19 protein-coding genes are annotated in these 19,410 nt (G+C 63.6%); 11 read left to right on the top strand and 8 right to left on the bottom strand.

What is annotated here, in order from left to right:
- Positions 1 to 62 precede the first annotated feature (62 nt).
- The 4 genes from purM to K3136_RS12740 are packed head-to-tail and all read left to right on the top strand — an operon-like array spanning position 63 to position 3,511.
- Positions 63 to 1,160, top strand: a complete 1,098-nt coding sequence (purM, locus tag K3136_RS12755) for a phosphoribosylformylglycinamidine cyclo-ligase (RefSeq protein WP_221430675.1) — start codon at positions 63 to 65, stop codon at positions 1,158 to 1,160.
- Entirely contained in the window at positions 1,153 to 2,118 is a 966-nt protein-coding gene (purN, locus tag K3136_RS12750) for a phosphoribosylglycinamide formyltransferase (RefSeq protein ID WP_221430674.1), read from the top strand. The genes purM and purN overlap by 8 nt, the downstream gene beginning before the upstream one ends.
- Entirely contained in the window at positions 2,118 to 2,324 is a 207-nt protein-coding gene (locus tag K3136_RS12745) for a hypothetical protein (protein WP_221430673.1), read from the top strand. The genes purN and K3136_RS12745 overlap by 1 nt, the downstream gene beginning before the upstream one ends.
- On the top strand, positions 2,321 to 3,511 hold the full coding sequence (locus tag K3136_RS12740) for a sulfotransferase family protein (protein WP_221430672.1): 1,191 nt from the start codon (positions 2,321 to 2,323) through the stop codon (positions 3,509 to 3,511). The genes K3136_RS12745 and K3136_RS12740 overlap by 4 nt, the downstream gene beginning before the upstream one ends.
- A gap of 16 nt (positions 3,512 to 3,527) precedes the next feature.
- Here K3136_RS12740 and K3136_RS12735 read toward each other — a convergent pair whose 3' ends face one another.
- The 6 genes from K3136_RS12735 to K3136_RS12710 all read right to left on the bottom strand — a co-directional run bounded on the left by K3136_RS12735 (position 3,528) and on the right by K3136_RS12710 (position 7,196).
- Positions 3,528 to 3,941 carry a nuclear transport factor 2 family protein gene (locus K3136_RS12735; protein WP_221430671.1) on the bottom strand — a complete coding sequence of 138 codons (414 nt, stop codon included), beginning with the start codon at positions 3,939 to 3,941 and terminating at the stop codon, positions 3,528 to 3,530.
- A 90-nt stretch (positions 3,942 to 4,031) separates the two neighbouring features.
- The gene (gene ndk / locus K3136_RS12730) at positions 4,032 to 4,454 is read right to left on the bottom strand and encodes a nucleoside-diphosphate kinase (protein ID WP_221430670.1); all 423 of its coding nucleotides are present in this window, start codon (positions 4,452 to 4,454) and stop codon (positions 4,032 to 4,034) included.
- 83 nt (positions 4,455 to 4,537) lie between these two features.
- A complete protein-coding gene (locus K3136_RS12725; protein WP_221430669.1) occupies positions 4,538 to 5,056 on the bottom strand; it encodes a hypothetical protein in 519 nt (172 codons plus the stop codon).
- A 40-nt stretch (positions 5,057 to 5,096) separates the two neighbouring features.
- On the bottom strand, positions 5,097 to 5,537 hold the full coding sequence (locus tag K3136_RS12720; RefSeq protein ID WP_221432325.1) for a DNA polymerase III subunit chi: 441 nt from the start codon (positions 5,535 to 5,537) through the stop codon (positions 5,097 to 5,099).
- A gap of 25 nt (positions 5,538 to 5,562) precedes the next feature.
- Positions 5,563 to 5,724: a DUF2256 domain-containing protein gene (locus K3136_RS12715; RefSeq protein WP_221430668.1), complete on the bottom strand. Its 162-nt coding sequence runs from the start codon at positions 5,722 to 5,724 to the stop codon at positions 5,563 to 5,565.
- Between the two features lie 14 nt (positions 5,725 to 5,738).
- Positions 5,739 to 7,196 carry a leucyl aminopeptidase gene (locus K3136_RS12710; protein WP_221430667.1) on the bottom strand — a complete coding sequence of 486 codons (1,458 nt, stop codon included), beginning with the start codon at positions 7,194 to 7,196 and terminating at the stop codon, positions 5,739 to 5,741.
- 100 nt (positions 7,197 to 7,296) lie between these two features.
- Between K3136_RS12710 and K3136_RS12705 the strand changes: the two genes are divergently transcribed.
- The 4 genes from K3136_RS12705 to rsmA all read left to right on the top strand — a co-directional run bounded on the left by K3136_RS12705 (position 7,297) and on the right by rsmA (position 12,961).
- Complete coding sequence (locus K3136_RS12705; RefSeq protein WP_221430666.1) at positions 7,297 to 9,642, top strand: LPS-assembly protein LptD; 2,346 nt, start codon at positions 7,297 to 7,299, stop codon at positions 9,640 to 9,642.
- Positions 9,643 to 9,793: 151 nt separating this feature from the next.
- Complete coding sequence (locus tag K3136_RS12700; protein WP_247711359.1) at positions 9,794 to 11,137, top strand: peptidylprolyl isomerase; 1,344 nt, start codon at positions 9,794 to 9,796, stop codon at positions 11,135 to 11,137.
- A complete protein-coding gene (gene pdxA / locus K3136_RS12695) occupies positions 11,134 to 12,147 on the top strand; it encodes a 4-hydroxythreonine-4-phosphate dehydrogenase PdxA (protein WP_221430665.1) in 1,014 nt (337 codons plus the stop codon). Before K3136_RS12700 ends, pdxA begins: the two co-directional genes overlap by 4 nt.
- Entirely contained in the window at positions 12,140 to 12,961 is an 822-nt protein-coding gene (gene rsmA / locus K3136_RS12690; protein ID WP_221430664.1) for a 16S rRNA (adenine(1518)-N(6)/adenine(1519)-N(6))-dimethyltransferase RsmA, read from the top strand. The genes pdxA and rsmA overlap by 8 nt, the downstream gene beginning before the upstream one ends.
- On the opposite strand, the gene K3136_RS12685 is transcribed toward rsmA, so the two are convergent.
- A complete protein-coding gene (locus tag K3136_RS12685; protein WP_221430663.1) occupies positions 12,958 to 13,497 on the bottom strand; it encodes a PilZ domain-containing protein in 540 nt (179 codons plus the stop codon). The two genes, rsmA and K3136_RS12685, sit on opposite strands and share 4 nt — an antisense overlap.
- A gap of 82 nt (positions 13,498 to 13,579) precedes the next feature.
- Positions 13,580 to 15,685, bottom strand: a complete 2,106-nt coding sequence (locus K3136_RS12680) for a malate synthase G (RefSeq protein WP_221430662.1) — start codon at positions 15,683 to 15,685, stop codon at positions 13,580 to 13,582.
- A 131-nt stretch (positions 15,686 to 15,816) separates the two neighbouring features.
- On the opposite strand from K3136_RS12680, the gene K3136_RS12675 reads away from it, so the two are divergent.
- Genes K3136_RS12675 through K3136_RS12665 form a run of 3 tightly spaced genes read left to right on the top strand, consistent with a single transcriptional unit; the run spans position 15,817 to position 19,285 of the window.
- Entirely contained in the window at positions 15,817 to 17,025 is a 1,209-nt protein-coding gene (locus K3136_RS12675; protein WP_221430661.1) for a hydrolase, read from the top strand.
- Positions 17,022 to 18,038, top strand: coding sequence for an arginine N-succinyltransferase (locus tag K3136_RS12670; RefSeq protein WP_221430660.1), 1,017 nt, complete (start codon positions 17,022 to 17,024; stop codon positions 18,036 to 18,038). The genes K3136_RS12675 and K3136_RS12670 overlap by 4 nt, the downstream gene beginning before the upstream one ends.
- Positions 18,035 to 19,285 carry an N-succinylarginine dihydrolase gene (locus tag K3136_RS12665; RefSeq protein ID WP_221430659.1) on the top strand — a complete coding sequence of 417 codons (1,251 nt, stop codon included), beginning with the start codon at positions 18,035 to 18,037 and terminating at the stop codon, positions 19,283 to 19,285. The genes K3136_RS12670 and K3136_RS12665 overlap by 4 nt, the downstream gene beginning before the upstream one ends.
- The last annotated feature ends 125 nt before the right edge of the window (positions 19,286 to 19,410 follow it).

Here is a 19,410-nt window from a genome sequence, read left to right as displayed (position 1 = left end):
CGGTTCCGGAAATCCAAGCGCATTTGCTGGAAATTCCGGCCGGAATGCGCAAGGGGGCAAACATGAGCAGCGACACGCCTTCCTATACCTACGAACAGGCCGGAGTTTCGATCGACGCGGGCAATGCCCTCGTCAAAGCGATCGGACCGCTGGTAAAGTCCACCATGCGCCCCGGCGCCGACGGCGAAATCGGGGGCTTTGGCGGCTTCTTCGATCCCAAGGCAGCGGGCTACAAGGACCCGCTGCTGGTGGCGGGCAATGACGGCGTGGGCACGAAGCTCAAGCTCGCCATCGACACCGACCGGCACGACCATGTCGGCATCGACCTTGTCGCCATGTGCGTGAACGACCTGATCGTCCAGGGCGCGGAACCGCTGTTCTTCCTCGACTATTTCGCGACCGGAAAATTGGAGAACGGTGTTGCCGAACGCGTGATCGTGGGCATCGCCGAAGGCTGCAAGCAGGCAGGCTGCGCGCTGATCGGCGGCGAGACCGCGGAAATGCCCGGCATGTATGCCAGCGGCGACTACGACCTTGCAGGCTTCTGCGTCGGTGCAGTCGAACGCGGCGAACAGCTGACCGGAGAGCGCGTCGCTCCGGGCCATGTCCTGCTCGGCCTGGCCAGTTCGGGCGTGCATTCGAACGGCTTCTCGCTGGTACGGCGCTTGGCTGAAGACAAGGGCTGGAAGCTCGACCGCCCCGCGCTGTTCGATCAGGACCGCCTGCTGGTGGAGACGCTGCTCGAACCCACCCGCATCTATGTGAAGACGCTGCTGCCGCTCGTTCGCGACGGGCTGATCGACGCGATGGCGCATATTACCGGCGGCGGCTTGCTCGAGAATATCCCGCGTGTCCTTCCGCAGGGCGCGCATGCCGAAGTCGATGCCGACAGCTGGGAGCAGCCCGGGCTGATGGCCTTCCTGCAGGCGCAGGGCAATATCGAGCCGGGCGAAATGGCGCGCACATTCAATTGCGGTGTCGGCATGGTGCTCGCAGTCGAACCGTCCAAGGTCGAACTGGTGCGCAGCCGTCTGGAAGACGCCGGCGAGCAGGTCCTCGCGGTTGGCCAGATCGTCGAGGGCGACAAGGGCTGCACGGTCCGCGGTTCGCAGGGTACCTGGTCGGCCAGGGAAGACTGGGAGGCAGTGCACCTTGGCTAACAAGGCCAAAGTCGCGATTTTCATTTCCGGACGCGGCAGCAACATGGCCGCGTTGCTTTACGCCTCGTTCCTGCCCGGGGCCGCCTATGAAGTGGTGCTGGTGGCCGCCAACGATCCCGAAGCCGAAGGGCTGGCACTGGCGTCTGGCGAGGGCATTTCCACCTTCGCGCTTTCGCACAAGGGCATGCCGCGCGAACAGCATGACGAGGCGATGGAACAGGCCGCGCGCGATGCGGGGGCCGATTACATCGTTCTGGCCGGCTACATGCGGATCCTGACCGATGGGTTTGCGACGCGCTGGGAAGGCCGGATGCTCAACATCCACCCATCCCTGCTGCCGAAATATCCCGGGCTCGACACTCACCAGCGCGCCATCGATGCGGGCGACAGCCATGGCGGCGTATCGGTTCACCTGGTGACGCCGGAACTCGACGCCGGACAAGTCCTTGGCCAGATGAAAGTCTCGATCCGCGAGAGCGAAACCGCGGACACGCTGGCCGAACGCGTAAGATTTGCGGAGCATCAGCTCTATCCGCGCGTTGTCAGCGAGTATGTGGGCCGCGAAAACGATCCAGACTTCCTGCTCGGCAAGGTCCGGGAGCTTGCGCTCGCCCTGCCCCAGACGCATGAACGCGAGAGCCACGGCTCGCCCGGCTGGCGCGCCGGTAGCGAAAAATCGGGCAAGTATTTTGCCTATTTCAACGACCAGCATCATGGCACCGAGCACGTGGCCGTCCTCGTCAAGACGGGCAGCATGGACGAATTGCTCGACCTCGTCGAAGCGCAGCCGCAAGCCTATTTCAAACCCGCCTATTACGGTGCAAGCGGATGGATCGGCGTGATCCTCAACCGGCCGGGCCTCGATTGGGACCACGTTGCCGACTGGCTGGAACGCAGCTGGCGCAGCGTTGCACCCAAGAGCGCGGCCAAGCTGCACGATGCGGCGGACCAGTTCTGATGCGCCGCCTGACACCTTACATCTTCTTCCTGCTGGCGATCATCGCCTTTGCAATGATCGCTTTCGACAAGGATGACAGCTGGCAGACCGAGCAGGTCGACGCGCTCGACGCGGTGCTCATCACAGCCGGGGTACTCATCGGTGCGCATCTCCTGCGCAAGCTCGCCGAAGTGCTCTACGCGCGCTGGAAAACGCCGCGCGAATGAACCCTGCGCGCCCCCACCCATTCACCCGCTCGCGCTTTGCAAGCTGGCTGGACAGCCTGCTCGAGACGGTCTGGGAGAAAGGCTGGCAAGACAAGCCGGAATTCGATCCCGAATACCTCTGGAGCATCGGCAGTCGCGGCTATGAGAGCCAAGACGAGACATCCATCCGCGACGAGGAAGACGTTGCCGACTTCAGGCTGAGGCTCGAGGTGTTGTGCCGGTCGCTTCGCGAAGAGGCCCAGCTCAACGCGCTCGGTCACACGATGGCCTATGGGCAGATCACCTCCGCAATCCGCAAGCGCCATGCGCTCGGCAAGCTGTGGCGCGAGCAGCCTGAACTCGCCCAGACGGAAATCGCGCCGCCCATCGTCGTACTCGGCCAGATGCGAAGCGGGACAACCCGCGTCCAGCGCCTGCTCGCAGCCGACCCGCGCTTTTGCGGCACGCGTTTCTGCAACAGCCAGGACCCGATCCCGGCATCGCCCGATCTCAGGCCGGTAAAGGCCCGGGCAGCCCTTGCCATCGCGCATGCGGTCAATCCGTGGCTCGAAGCGATGCATCCCTTCGGCGCGACCCGAGCCGACGAGGAAATCGGCTGGCTTGCAGCCGCGCTGTCGCCCGCCGCTTTCGAAGCGCAATGGCGCATACCCTCGTTCGTCGCTTTCAGCGAGGCGCGCGATGCGGCGCCCATTTATCGCGAGTTCGCCCGTATCCTGCGCACCGATGCGGCGAGCATGGGCAACGCCGACCGGCCACGGGTGCTCAAATGCCCGCAATTCGCCGAAGACATGCCTGCCCTGACTGCCGCACTGCCCCAAGCCCGCGTGATCGCGTGCGAGCGCGACAGCGAAAGCGTGCTTGCCAGCAGCGTGTCGATGGTTGCGAGCCAGATGGCTTTCCAGAGCGATCTCGCCGATATCGCGGCCCTGGAAGCGGAATGGCGCCGAAAGATGGATTTGCGGGCCTGGCGGATCTCCGCTTTTTCGGCCAATCCCGGAGCCGTTGCGGCGACCGTGCATTTCGAGACGCTCAACGAGGATCCGATTGCAGCCCTGGCAGATGCCTATCGCGCGCTGGGGAAGGAGTTCGCCCCGCAGGCCCGCTCGGCCGCCGAGGACGAATTACAACGGGCGTCACGCGACAGCCACGGCCAGCACAGCCGCCAACTGGAAAATTTCGCATCCTGATTTCGGGAGGTGGCCCTCAGGCCGCAGCAGTCACCGCAAATTGTGGCAGGGTAAGCCGCTGCTGATCGCGCGTTACATCGACACGTGAAATGCGATTGCCATCGAATTCCACCTGCCAGAGCGCCTGACCGGCCACTTCTTCGAAGCGGCTTTCGAAGTGACCGCGAACGAGGACGCTACCGCGATGATTATGCATCTCGTCGACGACCAGCTTACGGTCAGGAAAGCGGCGGGATATCTCCGCCTCAAATTGGAGAAAATTGTCACGGCCGCGGATTTCGCGAAGATTAGCATCGCAAACCTTCACATCTTCGGTGAGGCAAGCTTTGGCCGCATCGAAATTGCGCGCGTTGAAGCTATCCACGCAGTCGCGAATGCACTGCTGGCGGGTCGCCTTTCGCGAGCTGAATCTGAAGACGCTCGAAAACATAATGGGCGCATCCTAACCCAGGATGCGCCCATCACCTAACCCATTAACCTGTCTGCCGAAAAGAACCGGTCAGCGGTAATTTGATTTCAATCAACCGACAATTTCGTTCTCGTCGAAGAAGAAATCGATCTCGATCTTTGCGTTCTCTTCGCTGTCCGAACCGTGGACCGAGTTTGCTTCGATCGATTCGGCATAGGTCTTGCGGATGGTGCCTTCGTCGGCATCGGCCGGGTTGGTGGCGCCCATCACGTCGCGGTTTGCCTTAACAGCGTCTTCGCCTTCGAGGACCTGCACGACGACCGGACCCGAGATCATGAAGTCGACCAGTTCACCGAAGAAGGGGCGTTCCTTGTGAACCGCGTAGAAGCCTTCGGCCTGTTCGCGGGTCATGTGGATGCGCTTCGAAGCGACGACGCGCAGGCCGGCGTCTTCGAGCATCTTGGTGACGGCGCCGGTCAGGTTGCGGCGGGTGGCATCGGGCTTGATGATCGAAAAGGTGCGGGTAACCGCCATGATAGTGTTCCTTGCGAATATCTTTGTAGGGGGAGAATGTTCTCGCGCGCGCCCCTAGCGCCGCGCGCGCGAAGGGGCAAGAATTAGTCGAAACCGCTCGCGATGCTCACCTGCCCTTCGGTCAGCGCGGAGACACGAGTCACCTGCAGGGCGAAACTGGAACGCCGTCCGCGGTTCTCGCCGCCCAGCGTGGTCGTGGCACCGGCCGAAACCTCCACTTCCGGCTCGATCCCTGCATCGCGCGCCTGCTGCCGGTAGAACTCGACCACTTTCTCTCGTTCGTCTGACGTGGTGAATTCGACCGTCACGAAAGCCCCGTCGCCCTGCTCGACACGGGTGGTGTTGGTTACGGACGCACCGGGATAGAGCGTGAAGGGTTCGGGCAGGCGGGCCTCGACCGTCTCGCCGGCCTGCATGGTCGTGGTCACGCCCGCTGCGTCGGTGTGGGTCGCCCGTACTTCGCCGCTTTGCGGATCGATATCGTAGGATCCGAGCGGCTCCTGCGCATCAGCGGCAGCTTCGTTTGCAGCTTCATCGTCCTGTTGCCCGCACGCCGGCAGGGCGAGGATCAGGGCGAGTGAAAATGGGAAAACCTTACGCATAGCCAACCGACGGGTGAAAGCGGCGCAAGTTCCTGAAAGTTCAGCGTCCCTCGCGCCAGCCGCCTTCGGGCGTCTGCTTGAAGATGCGGTTCTCGATATCGTCGCGCGCGGCAAGTTCGCGCCACAGGCCGCGCGCGGCCTCGGTAGCATCGGCATCGAACAGCAGCATGGCCCTGTCGAACCGGGTCGCCTCGTCGCGCCACTGGCCGTCGGCGAGGATGGCCATGCGCGCCTCGTTCGGGGCTGCGCAATCGGCAGAAATCAGGATCGGCTGGCGTGCAGCATGCGGCCCGTCGGCAGGACCATTGGCGAGGAAGCTGCCATTGCCATGCTGCCAAAGGGCCTCGGACAGATGCTCGCGAAGACCTTCATCCGCAGCGACCACCACCAGCCGCTCGCCTGCCTGCATTACTTTGCGGGCAAGCTTGACCACGGTGACGTCGACCGGATCGCTGCTGAGCTGGTAGAAATCGACGAGGATGGCTTGCCCCTTTCCCTACGGCCCTTCAGCCGGCTTCTTCGCCAGCCTGCTTGTTCCTGCGGCAGCGCTCGGAACAATAGCGCACATTATCCCAGTCGCGCGCCCATTTCTTGCGCCAGGCGAAGCTGAGGCCGCATGTCGCGCAGATCTTCGTGGGAAGGTCTGCCTTGCGCCTCATCTTCGCCATGACGCCGCTTTCGTTCAGCCCTCGGCCGTGTCTGCGATGAGACGGTCAATCAGGCGGACGCCGTAACCCGTGGCGCCTTTGCCCCAGGTGCGGCCCGGCTTGTCCGACCACGCCATGCCGGCGATGTCGATATGCGCCCAGGGCGTATCGTCCGCGATGAAGCGCTGGAGGAACTGCGCCGCGGTGATCGAACCTGCGCCCTTGCCGCCAATATTCTTCATGTCGGCGATGGGGCTGTCGATCAGCTTGTCGTAAGCCTTGCCCAGCGGCATGCGCCAGACCTTGTCGCCCACGGCTTCGCCAGCTTCGGACAACTCCTTGGACAGCTGGTCGTCGTTCGAGAAGAGACCGGCGTATTCATTGCCCAGCGAAATGATGATCGCACCAGTCAGGGTGGCAAAGTCGACCACGCGGCTCGGCTGGAATTCTTCCTGCGTCCAGTGCAGCGCATCGGCGAGCACGAGGCGACCTTCCGCGTCGGTGTTGAGGATTTCAATGGTCTGGCCGTTCATCGACTTGACCACGTCACCCGGGCGCTGGGCATTGCCATCGGGCATATTCTCGACGAGGCCCATGACGCCGACCACATTGGCCTTCGCCTTGCGCTTGACGAGAGCCAGCATGCCGCCGGCAACCGCGCCTGCGCCGCCCATGTCCCACTTCATGTCTTCCATGCCGGGTCCCGGCTTGATCGAAATGCCGCCGGTGTCGAAGGTGACGCCCTTGCCGACGAATGCGACGGGAGCTTCGCTGCCACCGCCATTCCAGCGGATGGCGAGAATGCGGCTTTCGCGCGTCGAGCCCTGGCCGACGCCGAGAAGCGAGCCCATGCCCATTTCTTCCATCTGCGCTTCGTCGAGCACGATGAGTTCAGCACCCGTATCCTCGAAACGCTCCATGCAGCGCGCTACGAAGCTTTCGGGATAGATTACATTGGCCGGTTCGGTGACCAGTTCGCGGGTGAATTCCACGCCCTCGGCCAAAGCGGCCGCATGGGCCCAGGCACCTTCGATGCCTTCGGGTGCACCCACGACGGTCACGCTTTCCAGCGTGATCTTCTGCTCGTCCTTCAGCTTGGTGCGATAGATGTCATAGCGCCAGTTGCGCAGGCGCAGGCCGAGCAGCACATGCGCTGCCTCGATCGCGGTCAGGTCGCTTTCCGACAGGTCCAGCACAAGTTGCTTGTCGCCGGTCGACTGGTACTTTCCTGCAAGCGCCGCGCCTGCCTTTTCCAGATTTGCGAGGCGCGCTTCGTCGTTCTTGTCACCTGCGCCAGCCAGCGCCAGCCGCGCCACACCGCCGTCCGTTTCGACGAAACCGTCGAAGGTCTGTCCCGCAGTGCCCTTGAAACGGGCTGCCTCGGCGCCTGCGCGCATTGCGGCATTGGTGGCAGCAGGAAGCTTGCCCTTGTCGACCACATGCGCAATGAGGCGCGCGCCTTGCGGACGGGATTGGCTAAACTGGATGTGCATGGATTCTCCCGAAATATTGTCTGGTCATGGCGGGCCTGTTGCAGCCGGCGCCGTAGGAAACGCGATTGCGATTAGGCGTGGCCGGTGCGATAGGCAAGCCATGGTCCCGAGCCGCGCCAACCGGATTGCAAATGCAACGCACCTTCTCGGGACGGGCGTGGCCGTGCTCGCGCTTGTCGCCGCCGCACCGCTGGCAGCGCAGGAAGGCGCGGCCACCGGAACCGGCACGGTAGAGGAGCCGGACGGCGAAAGCCCGAGCGACCTGCCAGCGCCGCCCGACGCTGTCGTTGTCGCCACTCAGGAAGACGTTCCTCCGCCCCTGCCCGAATTCAACGAGGCGGGCGAGCGGCAGATATCTTTTGCCGCCGATATCCTCAGCTACGATTCCGACGCGGACATCACCACCGCCGAAGGCAATGTGGTCCTGCGTTCGGGCGACCGGTCGCTGCGGGCCGACAGCGTAAGCTGGAGCCAGCGTACCGGCGTGATCGTCGCGAGCGGGAATGTCCGCTTCGTCGACGAGAACGGCAACCAGCTCTACTCCGAACGCGTCGAGCTCACCGACCAATTCGAAGCCGGCGCGATGGACGATTTGCTGCTGGCATTGCGCCAGGGCGGCAGGCTCGCAGCCAATCGCGGCGTACGCGAAAATGACGGCACCATCGCGCTCGAGCAGGCAGCGTACAGCGCCTGCGCGGTGACCGATCCCGAGGGCTGCGACAAGGAACCGAGCTGGCGTATCACGGCCGAGCGCGTCATCTACGATCCGACCGACAGCAAGGTTCGTTTCAAGGGCGCCTATCTCGAACTCTTCGGTGCCCGCATCCTGCCCCTACCGGGCCTTTCCGTGCGGACCGATGGCGGGGCGGTATCGGGCTTCCTCGTCCCGGACCTGCGGATTTCGGAAAGCAACGGCGTCGAGGTTTCGGGCAGCTATTATGTCCGTTTTGCCGACAACCGCGACCTGACCGTATCCGCCTATGCCTTCACCAAGGCGCCGCCGATGGTCTCGGCCCAGTGGCGTCACCTGACCGACAAGGGCGCATACCAGATCACCGGCTACGCAACGCATAGCCGCCGCTTCACCGACGCGACCCGTACCGACACATTCGACAGCGAGCCCCGCGGTTACCTGTTCGCCAACGGCAAGTTCCAGTTCACGCCCGAATGGAGCCTGACGAGCTCGATCCGGCTGGCCAGCGACCGCACCTTCCTGCGACGCTACGATATCAGCCGCGACGATCGCCTGCGGTCGATGGTCGATCTCGAACGGATCGACGAGAAATCCTACTTCTCGATGGCAGGATGGGCGACGCAGACGCTGCGGCTCGGCCAGGACCAGGACAATGTGCCGGTCGCCCTGCCCGTCATGGACTGGCGTTACCGGCTCGACGATCCGATTGCCGGCGGGAATGTCGAGTTGCAGCTCAACAGCCTCGCGATCATTCGCAAGGAAGGACAGGAAACCGAGCGCGCCTTCGCCAAGGCGCAATGGGACCTGAAGCGCATTACCGGCCTCGGACAAGTCGTCACCCTGACCGGCCTGCTGCGTGGCGACATCTACCATTCGGACGGCAACGAGTTCACCGAAACCGCCTCCTATCGCGGCAATCCGGGCTGGGAGACGCGCGGCGTGGCGCTTGGCGCGATCGATGTCGAATGGCCCTTTGTGGGCGAACTTTTCGGCGGCGAGCAGGTGTTCACGCCCCGTGTGCAATTGGTGGCGACTCCCGATATCAAGAACCTCGCCATCCCCAACGAGGATGCGCGCGCGATCGACCTGGAGGATTCGAACCTCTTCGCGCTCAACCGTTTCCCGGGATATGACCGAGTGGAAGACGGTGCGCGCGTCACCTACGGTTTCGACTGGAAGCTACGCCGCCCGGGCTGGGAACTGCTGACGACGCTGGGCCAGTCCTACAGGCTCGATTCGGACCGCGACATCTTTCCCGACGGGACCGGTTTGTCCGAGAAGGTCAGCGATTTCGTCGGGCGCACCCAGATCCGATACCGTGACTTTCTCAAGCTCACCCACCGCTACCGGCTCGACAAGGATAATTTCGCCGTCCGCCGCAACGAATTCGACGCGACCATCGGTTCCAGCCGCACCTATGCCGAGGTCGGCTACCTGCGCCTCAACCGCGACATCACCACCGTGGAAGACTTGCAGGACCGCGAGGAACTGCGCGCAGCGGTGCGCGTGGCCTTCGCCGACTACTGGTCCGCATTCGGGTCGGGCGTGTTCAACCTGACCGATCGCGAGGAAGACCCTACGCTTAGCAGTGATGGTTTCCAGCCGATCCGTACGCGCCTCGGTATTGCCTACCAGGACGACTGCCTCGAAATGGGCGCGACATGGCGACGCGACTATGTTTCGGCGGGGGACGCCCGGCGCGGCGACACCTTCCAGCTCTATTTGAGCCTGAAAAATCTCGGCTTCCGGTAAGAATTGCATCCACAAGCGCCTTGCGCGCGTGTTGGCAGCAGGGGACAAACGCGCTATCCGCGCATCGCTTATCAGCAACGGTTAAGCCGCAGCGCGGCAAGACCGGGGCATTCGGGCGCAACAGAACCGCGCCGCAAGGGAATTTTACAGCGTGAACGCACATTTGGTTTCGAAACTGGCCGGCATGGCAGCGGCAATCGGTATTCTTGCAAGCGCACCGGGCGCAGGCGCACAATCGGCCGTCGGCTCGCAGGATACGTTGAACCTGCCGACCGAGCTGACCATGCTCACCAATCCCGACCCCAATGTCCGCAGGGCAACGGCTGTCGTGAACGGCCACGTCATCACCGGCACCGATCTCGACCATCGCGTCGCGCTGCTCGTCGATGCTAACCAGAGCGAAATCTCGCCCGAGGAAATGCAGCGCGTGCGGGCGCAGGTCCTGCGCAATCTCATCGACGAGACGTTGCAGATCCAGGCTGCGGAAGCCGAAGAAATCGCGATCGATCCTGCAGAGGTCAACCAGACCTATGCGCGCCTCGCTGCACAGTCCAACCGCCGTCTCGAAGAGATGGACGCCTACCTGATCTCGATCGGCTCCTCGCCGGTTTCGCTCAAGCGCCAGATTCAGGGCGAGCTTGCATGGCAGCGCCTGCTGCGCCGCAAGGTTTCGATGTTCGTCAACGTCTCGGCCGAAGAAGTGAACGAGCTCATGGAGCGCCTCAACGCTTCCAAGGGCACCGATGAATACTGGGTCTGGGAAATCTTCCTGTCCTCCACCCCGCAGAATGCCGCGGCGGTCGAAGCGAATGCCCAGAAGATCGTCGAACAGCTTCGGCAGGGCGGCAGCTTCATCGCCTATGCGCGCCAGTTCTCCGAAGCCTCGACCGCAGCAGTGGGCGGCGACCTCGGCTGGATCCACCTGCCGCAGCTCAAGGACCCGCAGCTGGAGACGGTTGTCGGCCAGATGCAGCCCGGCCAGCTGGTGGGCCCGATCGCCATTTCGGGCGGTTACTGGATCGTGTTCCTGCGCGAAAAGCGCCAGGTTCTGACCGCCGACCCGCGCGATGCGACGCTCAGCCTCAAGCAGATCCAGGTCACCTTCGATCCGGCTGCCGATGCGACCGTCAACCAGGCGAAGCTCGATACCTTCATTGCGGGCGTCCAGAACATGCGCGGCTGCGGCAGCGCCGATGAAATTGCCGCGACGCTCGATGCCAATGTCGTCACCAACGACCAGATCAATGCACGCGCGCTTCCCGAACAGCTCCAGAACATGGTGCTGAACATGCAGGTCGGCGAAGTGACGCCGCCCTTCGGTTCGGTCCAGGAAGGCGTCCGAGTGCTGATGCTGTGCGGTCGTGACGATCCGCAGGTCGAATCCGGCCCGAACTTCGACGAGCTCATGGCCGAAATCGAAGACGAACGCGTCAACAAGGCTGCGCAGCGTTACCTGCGCGACCTGCGCAACGACGCATATATCGAGTACAATTGACCCCCGCCTCGCTCCCCCTCGCCGTTTCGCTGGGTGATCCGGCGGGGATAGGACCCGAAATCATTGCCGCCGCATGGTCGCGGCGCGAGAGTGATGCCATACCGCCGTTCTTCGTGACCGGCGGTGCGGGCGTCATCGGCACCGCTGCGCATTCATGCGGCATTCCCCTGCGGATCGAACGCATTTCGAGACCGGAACAGGCACCGCAGGCATTCCAGCGAGCACTCCCCGTGCTGGGCATGGCGGACCATTCCTACGATCCCGGAACGCTGCTCGAAGCAGGAGCCAAGCTGGCCCTCCATTCGCTCGAGACCGCGACGAAACTGGCGATTTCGGGCGAAGCATCCGGTCTGGTGACTGCTCCGATTTCCAAGGCCGAACTGGCCAATGTCGGTTTCAAGCAGCCCGGCCAGACCGAATTCCTTGCCGATGCCTGCGGGCGCGAGCGGCGCGATGCGGTGATGATGCTGGCAGGCCCCAGCCTTCGCGCAGTCCCGCTGACCATTCACCACGCGCTTGCCGATGTGCCGAACCTGCTGACCTCGGAACTGATCCGCCACCGCGCCCGCATCGTCGAGGCTGCGCTGCGCGATGATTTCGGCATCGACGCCCCTCGGCTCGCGGTTTGCGGGCTCAATCCACACGCCGGTGAAGACGGGCGGTTCGGGGACGAGGAAGAGCGGATCATCGCCCCGGCGATTGCGGAACTGCGCGCCGAGGGAATGGGAATTACGGGTCCTTACCCAGCCGACGCCCTGTTCACCCCGCGCGCCCGCAGCGGCTATGACGTGGCGCTCGCCATGTATCACGATCAGGCGCTTATTCCCTTGAAAGCACTGGACTTCGATGAGGGCGTCAACGTTACGCTCGGCCTTCCGATCGTGCGAACCAGCCCCGATCACGGGACGGCTTTCGACATCGCCGGCAAGGGGATCGCCGATCCCGGCGCGATGATCGCCGCGCTGCGCATGGCCGGCGAAATGGCCGCGAGGCGCGCCGCCCGTGACTGACCTGCCACCCTTGCGCGAAGTCATCGCGCGCCATGGCCTCAGCGCGTCGAAGGCGCTCGGGCAGAACTTCCTCTTCGACCAGCAATTGCTCGACCGGATCGCGGCCGTGCCCGGCGATCTTTCGGGCAAGAAGGTGCTCGAGATCGGGCCCGGCCCCGGCGGTCTTACCCGCGCATTGCTGCGCGCAGGCGCCGAAGTGACGGCGATCGAAATGGACACCCGCTGCCTGCCCGCCCTGTCGGAACTGGCGATGGCATTCCCCGACCGGCTCCGCGTGATCGAGGGCGATGCCCTGAAGCTCAACCATGATGCTGTCATGGGGGGCGAGCCATACGCCATCCTGTCGAACCTGCCCTACAATGTCGGCACCGCGCTTTTCACGCGCTGGATGGGCGGCGAAGAATGGCCTCCCTTGTGGACCTCGCTGACGCTGATGTTCCAGCAGGAGGTTGCGCAGCGGATTGTCGCGAAGCCCGGTAGCTCCGCTTACGGACGCCTCGCGGTCCTGGCCCAGTGGCGCGCAGAGGCCAAGATGGCGATGAAAGTCCATCGCAGCGCCTTCACCCCTCCCCCCAAGGTGATGAGCGCAATCGTGCATGTCGAACCTGCGGAAATGCCCGAAGGCGTATCGGCCCGGCTGCTTGAACGGCTGACCGAGGCCGCCTTCGGCCAGCGCCGCAAGATGCTGCGGCAGAGCCTCAAGGGCGTGGCAGGCGCTGTCGAAACGCTTGAAGAGATCGGGATCGACCCGCAGCGCAGGGCCGAAACGCTCGAAGTGGACGATTTCGTCCGGCTGGCACGCGCTCTGGGCTAGTCCTCGCGCAGGGCGAGCTTGCGCAGCAGCTGCGCCGAGATGTCCAGCGACTGCAATTGCGTGGCATAGCGGCTAAAGAGGTCAGGCTCGCCGGCCAGCGCATCGGCCAGCTCTTCCAATGCCGCAGCAGAACGCTCCATATCATCGGCGGTGATCTGCGAGCGATGATGCGGAGCGACCACCGGCTCTCGCTTGTCCTGCCTGTTCAGCTCGCGGGCAATGCGCTGGAACGCCTTGTCGACCGAGCTTTGCGGTTCGGCTTCGGGGAACCAGTGTTCGACTTCGGTGCGATCGGAAAACGAGATGCCCGCCTTGTTGCTGGCCCGCCAGATGATGCGTCCCCGCACGGCATTGGCCCCGCGCTGGAGATCGACGGCACGCCCCGTCTCGGGCAGGTCTTCGCCTTCGACCAGCGCGCCCATTGCCGAGACATTGCACAGTCGCACGACACGGCTCGCACCGTCCGTGTGCAAGGTCACGCGGACGAGCAAATCCACGCGATCCTCGCGGCGCTCCCGGATAGGAATTGCAGACACTGTGGCGACCTTCTCTTCGTTCTGGGAAGGCAGCCTATGCCCAAAGGCTTAGCAATTGCTTGCGGCGTGCACCCGCAGTTCTTCAGGCGGCAGCCTTCTTCTTCAGCCGCCACGCATGAAGCAGCGGCTCGGTATAACCGCTGGGCTGTTCGACCCCTTTGAAAATCAGGTCCTTGGCAGCGCTGAATGCAGGGCTGTCCTCGTTTGCCAGCAGGGGCTCGTAAGTCGGATCGCCGGCGTTCTGTTCGTCCACTTTTGCAGCCATACGGCGCAGCGAATCGATCACCTGTCCCTCGGAAATGACCCCGTGGAGCAGCCAGTTCGCAATATGCTGGCTGGAGATTCGCAAGGTGGCGCGGTCTTCCATCAGTCCCACATCGTTGATGTCGGGCACCTTGGAACAGCCCACGCCCTGGTCGATCCAGCGCACCACATAGCCGAGCAGGCCCTGGCAATTGTTGTCGAGCTCCTCGCCGATCTCGTTTTCGGACCAGTTTGTGCCCTCGGCAAGCGGAATGGTGAGCAAGTCTTCGAGGCCCGGCACCTCGCCCAGACCCTTCTGGATCTCGAAAACGTCCTCGCGGTGATAATGGATCGCGTGGAGCGTCGCAGCAGTCGGGCTCGGCACCCATGCCGTGTTCGCCCCAGCCCTTAGGTGACCGATCTTCTCGATCATCATTTGCCCCATCAGGTCGGGCGCAGCCCACATGCCCTTGCCGATCTGCGCGCGGCCGGACAGGCCATGCTTCAGCCCGATGCCGACATTTCGCGCCTCGTAAGCCTTCAGCCAGGCGGAGTTCTTCATTTCGCCTTTGCGCATCATGGGCCCGGCCTGAATCGAGGTGTGGATCTCGTCGCCCGTCCGGTCGAGGAAACCGGTGTTGATGAAGACGATCCGGTCCATAACCGCATGGATGCAGGCGGCAAGGTTGGCGGAAGTGCGCCGTTCCTCGTCCATCACGCCGACCTTGATCGTGTGGCGCGGCAGATCGAGCAGGTCCTCGACCACATCGAACAAATCATTGGTGAAGGCGCATTCCTCGGGCCCGTGCATCTTGGGCTTCACGATATAGATCGAACCCCGCCGCGAGTTGCCGTATTTGCCAAGCCCCGCGACATCCTGCGCCGAGATCGCGCTGGTCATCACCGCGTCGAGGATGCCCTCGGGAATTTCCTTGCCGTCCCAGCGCATCGCCGGGTTGGTCATCAGGTGGCCCACGTTGCGGACGAACATAAGGGAGCGACCGGGCAAGGCGAACTCGCCGCCTTCGGGCGACGTGTACATACGGTCAGGCGCCAGTTCGCGGGTGACCGTCTTGCCGCCCTTGTCGAAGCTTTCCGACAAGTCGCCGCGGATTACGCCCAGCCAATTGCGATAGGCGAGCAGCTTGTCCTCGGCATCGACCGCCGCGACCGAATCCTCGCAGTCGGCAATTGTCGTGAGCGCCGCCTCGAGATTGATGTCCGCGATATTGGCGGGATCGGTCTTGCCGACCGGGTGCTCCGGATCGAAGGCGACCTCGATGTGCAGGCCGTTGTGCTTGAAGAGGCAGGCCTTGTCGTTCCAGCCGACGCATTGCGCCGGATCAGCGAGCGGAATGCCTCTTTCCTTCACATCGGTGAGGTCGGCCCATTTCCTGCCATCGGCCAGTGGCACGGCCTCGTCCATGAAGCGCTTTGCCTCGGCGATGACCGCCGCGCCGCGATCCTCGTCATAACCACCCGGCCTGGCCGCAGGCGCATCGAGCGCATCGGTCCCGTAGAAGGCATCATAGAGGCTGCCCCAGCGCGCATTCGCCGCGTTCAACAGGAAGCGCGCGTTGAGGATCGGCACGACCAGCTGCGGGCCTGCCATGGTCGCGATCTCGGGATCGACCTTCTCGGTGCCGATAGTGAAATCGCCCGGCTCGGGGACGAGGTAGCCGATCTCTTCGAGAAAGGCGCGATAGGCGCCCGCATCATGCGGCTGACCCTTGCGTTCGATATGCCAGGCATCGATCTTCGCCTGCAGATCCTCACGCTTTTGGAGAAGTGCCGCGTTGCGAGGCGCGAATTCGCCCAGAAGGCTCGCGAACCCTGCCCAGAATGCCTCGCCATCGCGGCAAAGCGGCGCGAGAACTTCGGTTTCGACGAAAGTGGCCAGCGCCTGGTCAACCTCGATACCGGCGCGCGTCACGTAATTTGTCATGGAACTCCTCTGGGTAAGCGAATGGCTTGCGATGTGGACCCGGGGAGGAGTGGGTTTGCTATGCCCAGACCGGTTGACGATTGCAAGCGGCGGGGTGGACTTGATTGTCGGCATGTCTAAGGAAGTTGCCGATGAAACCGGATACGCCTGCGCAAGCCCTCCTCGACGCGATCGATGCAGATACGATGCTGCGCGAAGTGCAGGACTGGGCAGCGATCAATACCGGCACCGCCAATATCGACGGACTCAAGACAATGGCGAGTGTCCTTGCCGATGAATTCTCCGCCCTGCCCGGCGACGTCGAGCTGGTCGACCCGGCCACCGTGACGGCCATTTCGGCAGAGGGACGCGAATTCGAAAAGCCGCACGGCCAGCACATGGTCCTGCGCGTGCGCCCCGAGGCGGAGCGCCGCTTCGTGCTGACCGGCCATATGGATACGGTCTTCCCGGTGGATCATCCCTTCCAGGAGGTGAAGTGGCTCGATGACGAGGTCATCAATGGCCCCGGCACCGCGGACATGAAGGGCGGCCTCGACGTCATCCTCCACGCCCTCAAGCTGTTCGAGACTATCGAGGGTTCTGCCCGCGTCGGTTACGACGTGATGATCAATTCGGACGAGGAAACCGGCAGCCTCGCCAGCCGCGGCCTGATCGAGGAACTGGCGCGCGGCAAATATGCCGCCCTCACCTACGAACCTTCGGCCCTGCCCGACGGCACGCTTGCCCACGCACGCGGGGGGACGGGCAATTACTCGATCACCATCACCGGCCGTAGCGCCCATGCGGGCCGCAATCCGCACGAAGGCCGCAACGCGATCGTCGCAGCCAGCGATCTCGTGCTGCGGATCAAGGCGCTCGAGGCAGACGACATCACGGTGAACCCTGCCAAGATCGAAGGCGGGGCGGCCAACAATGTCGTGCCCGATCTTGCGATCCTGCGCTTCAACATCCGGCCCAAATCGACCGATGCGATGAACCGCTTCGACGGCGAACTCGATGCGATCCTCAAGATGATCGAGAGCGAACACGAAGTCGGCATCCACCGCCACGGCGGCGTCACCCGTCCGCCCAAGCCGGTCGACGACAAGGCCCAGCGCCTGTTCGACCTCGTCAAGGCATGCGGTGCAGAGCTCGGCCAGCAGATCGGCTGGAAATCGACCGGCGGCGTATGTGACGGCAACAACATCGCTGCTACCGGCGTCCCCGTGGTCGACACCATGGGCGTGCGCGGCGGCGCCATCCACTCACCCGACGAATTCATGATTGTCCCTTCGCTGCGGGAACGCGCCGCCTTGAGCGCGCTGGTCCTCACGAAGCTATCCACCGGAGACCATCTGTGACCTTCCGCCTGCGCGCTGCGCATATTTCCGATCTCGAACACCTTTACGAGATGGCCAAGCTGACCGGGGGCGGTTTCACGAACCTGCCGGCAGACAAGAATGCGCTGACCAAGAAGCTCGAACGCGCCGAGGCAGCTTTCTCGCGCACCGAAGACACGCTGGGCGATGATGTCTTCACGCTGGTGCTGGAGAATACCGAGACCGGCCAGGTCCGCGGCACCTGCCAGCTGTTCACCCAGGTCGGCCAGCAGTGGCCGTTCTATAGCTACCGCCTCAACACACTGACGCAACATAGCCAGGAACTTGACCGCACCGTGCGGGCCGAACTGCTCAGCCTCGTCACCGACCTTGAGGGGTCTTCGGAAGTCGGCGGACTCTTCCTCCACCCGGGTGAGCGCGCGGGCGGGCTCGGCCTGTTGCTGGCCCGTAGCCGTTATCTCTTCATCGCCATGCACCGCAGCCGCTTCGCCGACCGCATCCTCGCCGAACTGCGCGGCGTGATCGACGACCGCGGCGGTTCGCCCTTCTGGGACGGTGTCGCGGGTCGGTTCTTCGGCATGACCTTCCAGGAAGCGGACTATTTCAACGCAATCAACGGCAACCAGTTCATTGCCGACCTGATGCCCAAGCACCCGGTCTATGTCGCCATGCTCGACGATGAGGCCAAGAAGGTGATCGGCGTCCCGCACCCGACCGGACGCGCGGCAATGCGGATGCTGGAGAACGAAGGCTTTGCCGCCGAAGGCTATGTCGACATCTTCGACGGCGGCCCGACGATGACCGCGCGCACCGACCAGGTTAAAAGCGTCGCTGAAGCGCGTCCGGCAAGGATTTCCGCCATCGACCTCGATATCGGCGAGCGCGCGCTGATCGCCACGGGTACGCTGGATACATTCAAGTCCGCCTATGGCATGCGCGAATTCGGTGATGACGATACGGTGGCGATCGACGAGATCAGCGCGCAGGCGCTCGAAGTAGGCGTCGGCGATACCGTCTGGAGCGTGGCGCGATGAGTCTCGTCGAGATCAATTTCGACGGAATCGTCGGCCCCAGCCACAATTACGCCGGACTCAGCCTCGGCAATATCGCCAGCGCCAGCCACAAGGGCGACCTTTCCTATCCGCGTGCCGCCGCGCGTCAGGGTATCGCCAAGATGCGTTCGAACATGGCGCTCGGCCTTGCGCAGGGGTTCCTGCTGCCCCTCCCGCGCCCCAACGGCGATCTCATCCGCGGCCTTGCTATCGACGAGACCGCGCCGCGCCAGTTGCTTGCCGCTGCATGGTCGGCATCGAGCATGTGGACCGCCAATGCCGCCACCGTCAGCCCCGCCCCCGATACGGCCGACGGACGCTGCCACCTGACTCCTGCCAATCTCGTCACCATGCCGCACCGCGCGCAGGAATGGCAGGATACGCAGGCACAGCTCGCCATCGCTTTCGGCGACGAAGAGCACTTCACCATCCACGACGCCGTCCTCCCCGCTTTCGGTGACGAGGGCGCTGCAAACCACATGCGGTTCTGCGAAGGCCACGGCGCGCAGGGCGTGGAAGTCTTCGTGTGGGGCCGTCAGGGTGGCAAGTTCCCGGCGCGCCAGCATGAGCAGGCCAGTCGCGCCATCGCGCGCCTCCACGGCCTCGATCCGGCGAAGTGCGTGTTTATCGAACAGAACCCCGAAGCGATCGAGGCAGGCGCGTTCCACAACGACGTCGTTTCGGTGGCAAACGAGCGCGTGCTCTTCACCCACGAACGCGCCTTTGCCGACCAGCAGGGCGCCTACGAGGCGATCCGCGAGGCATTCCCCGCACTCGAAGTCGTCGAGGTGCCGGAAAGCGCGGTAAGCCTGGAAGAAGCGATCCGCACTTATCTGTTCAACGCCCAGCTCCTCACCCTGCCGGGCGGCGAGATGGCGCTGGTGGTGCCGAGCGAATGCCAGGAAAGCGCGAGCGTCTGGGCATATTGCGAGAGCATGCTCGCCAGCAACGGCCCGATCCGCAAGGTCATTCCGGTCGATGTGAAGCAGTCGATGGCCAATGGCGGAGGCCCTGCCTGCCTGCGCCTGCGCGTCGTCGCCGATCCCACAACCGTCGACCAGCGCTTCATGCTGGACGAGGCCAAGGCCGACCGGATCGAAGCGGTCGTTGCCCAGATGTGGCCCGAAACCATCGATCCCAGGGACCTCGGCAGCGAGGAATTGGCCGTCCGCGTGATCGAAGCACGCGAGGCTTTGCTGACTGTCCTATCCTTGGACACCCTCGCCTAAATCGGGTGCTTAAAAGTTAACCAACTCGACTCTTCGTCGAGGGTTTTTACACTCGTCCCTGGATTAACCACGCGACTCGGCAGGAACGTGTCACTGGCACGCTCATTGCAGTTGCAGAGGTTAAG

Origin of the sequence: Qipengyuania gelatinilytica, assembly GCF_019711315.1 — a bacterium.
In the GTDB taxonomy this organism is placed as follows: Bacteria; Pseudomonadota; Alphaproteobacteria; order Sphingomonadales; family Sphingomonadaceae; genus Qipengyuania; species Qipengyuania gelatinilytica.
This window is presented reverse-complemented; position numbering and strand designations above follow the sequence as displayed.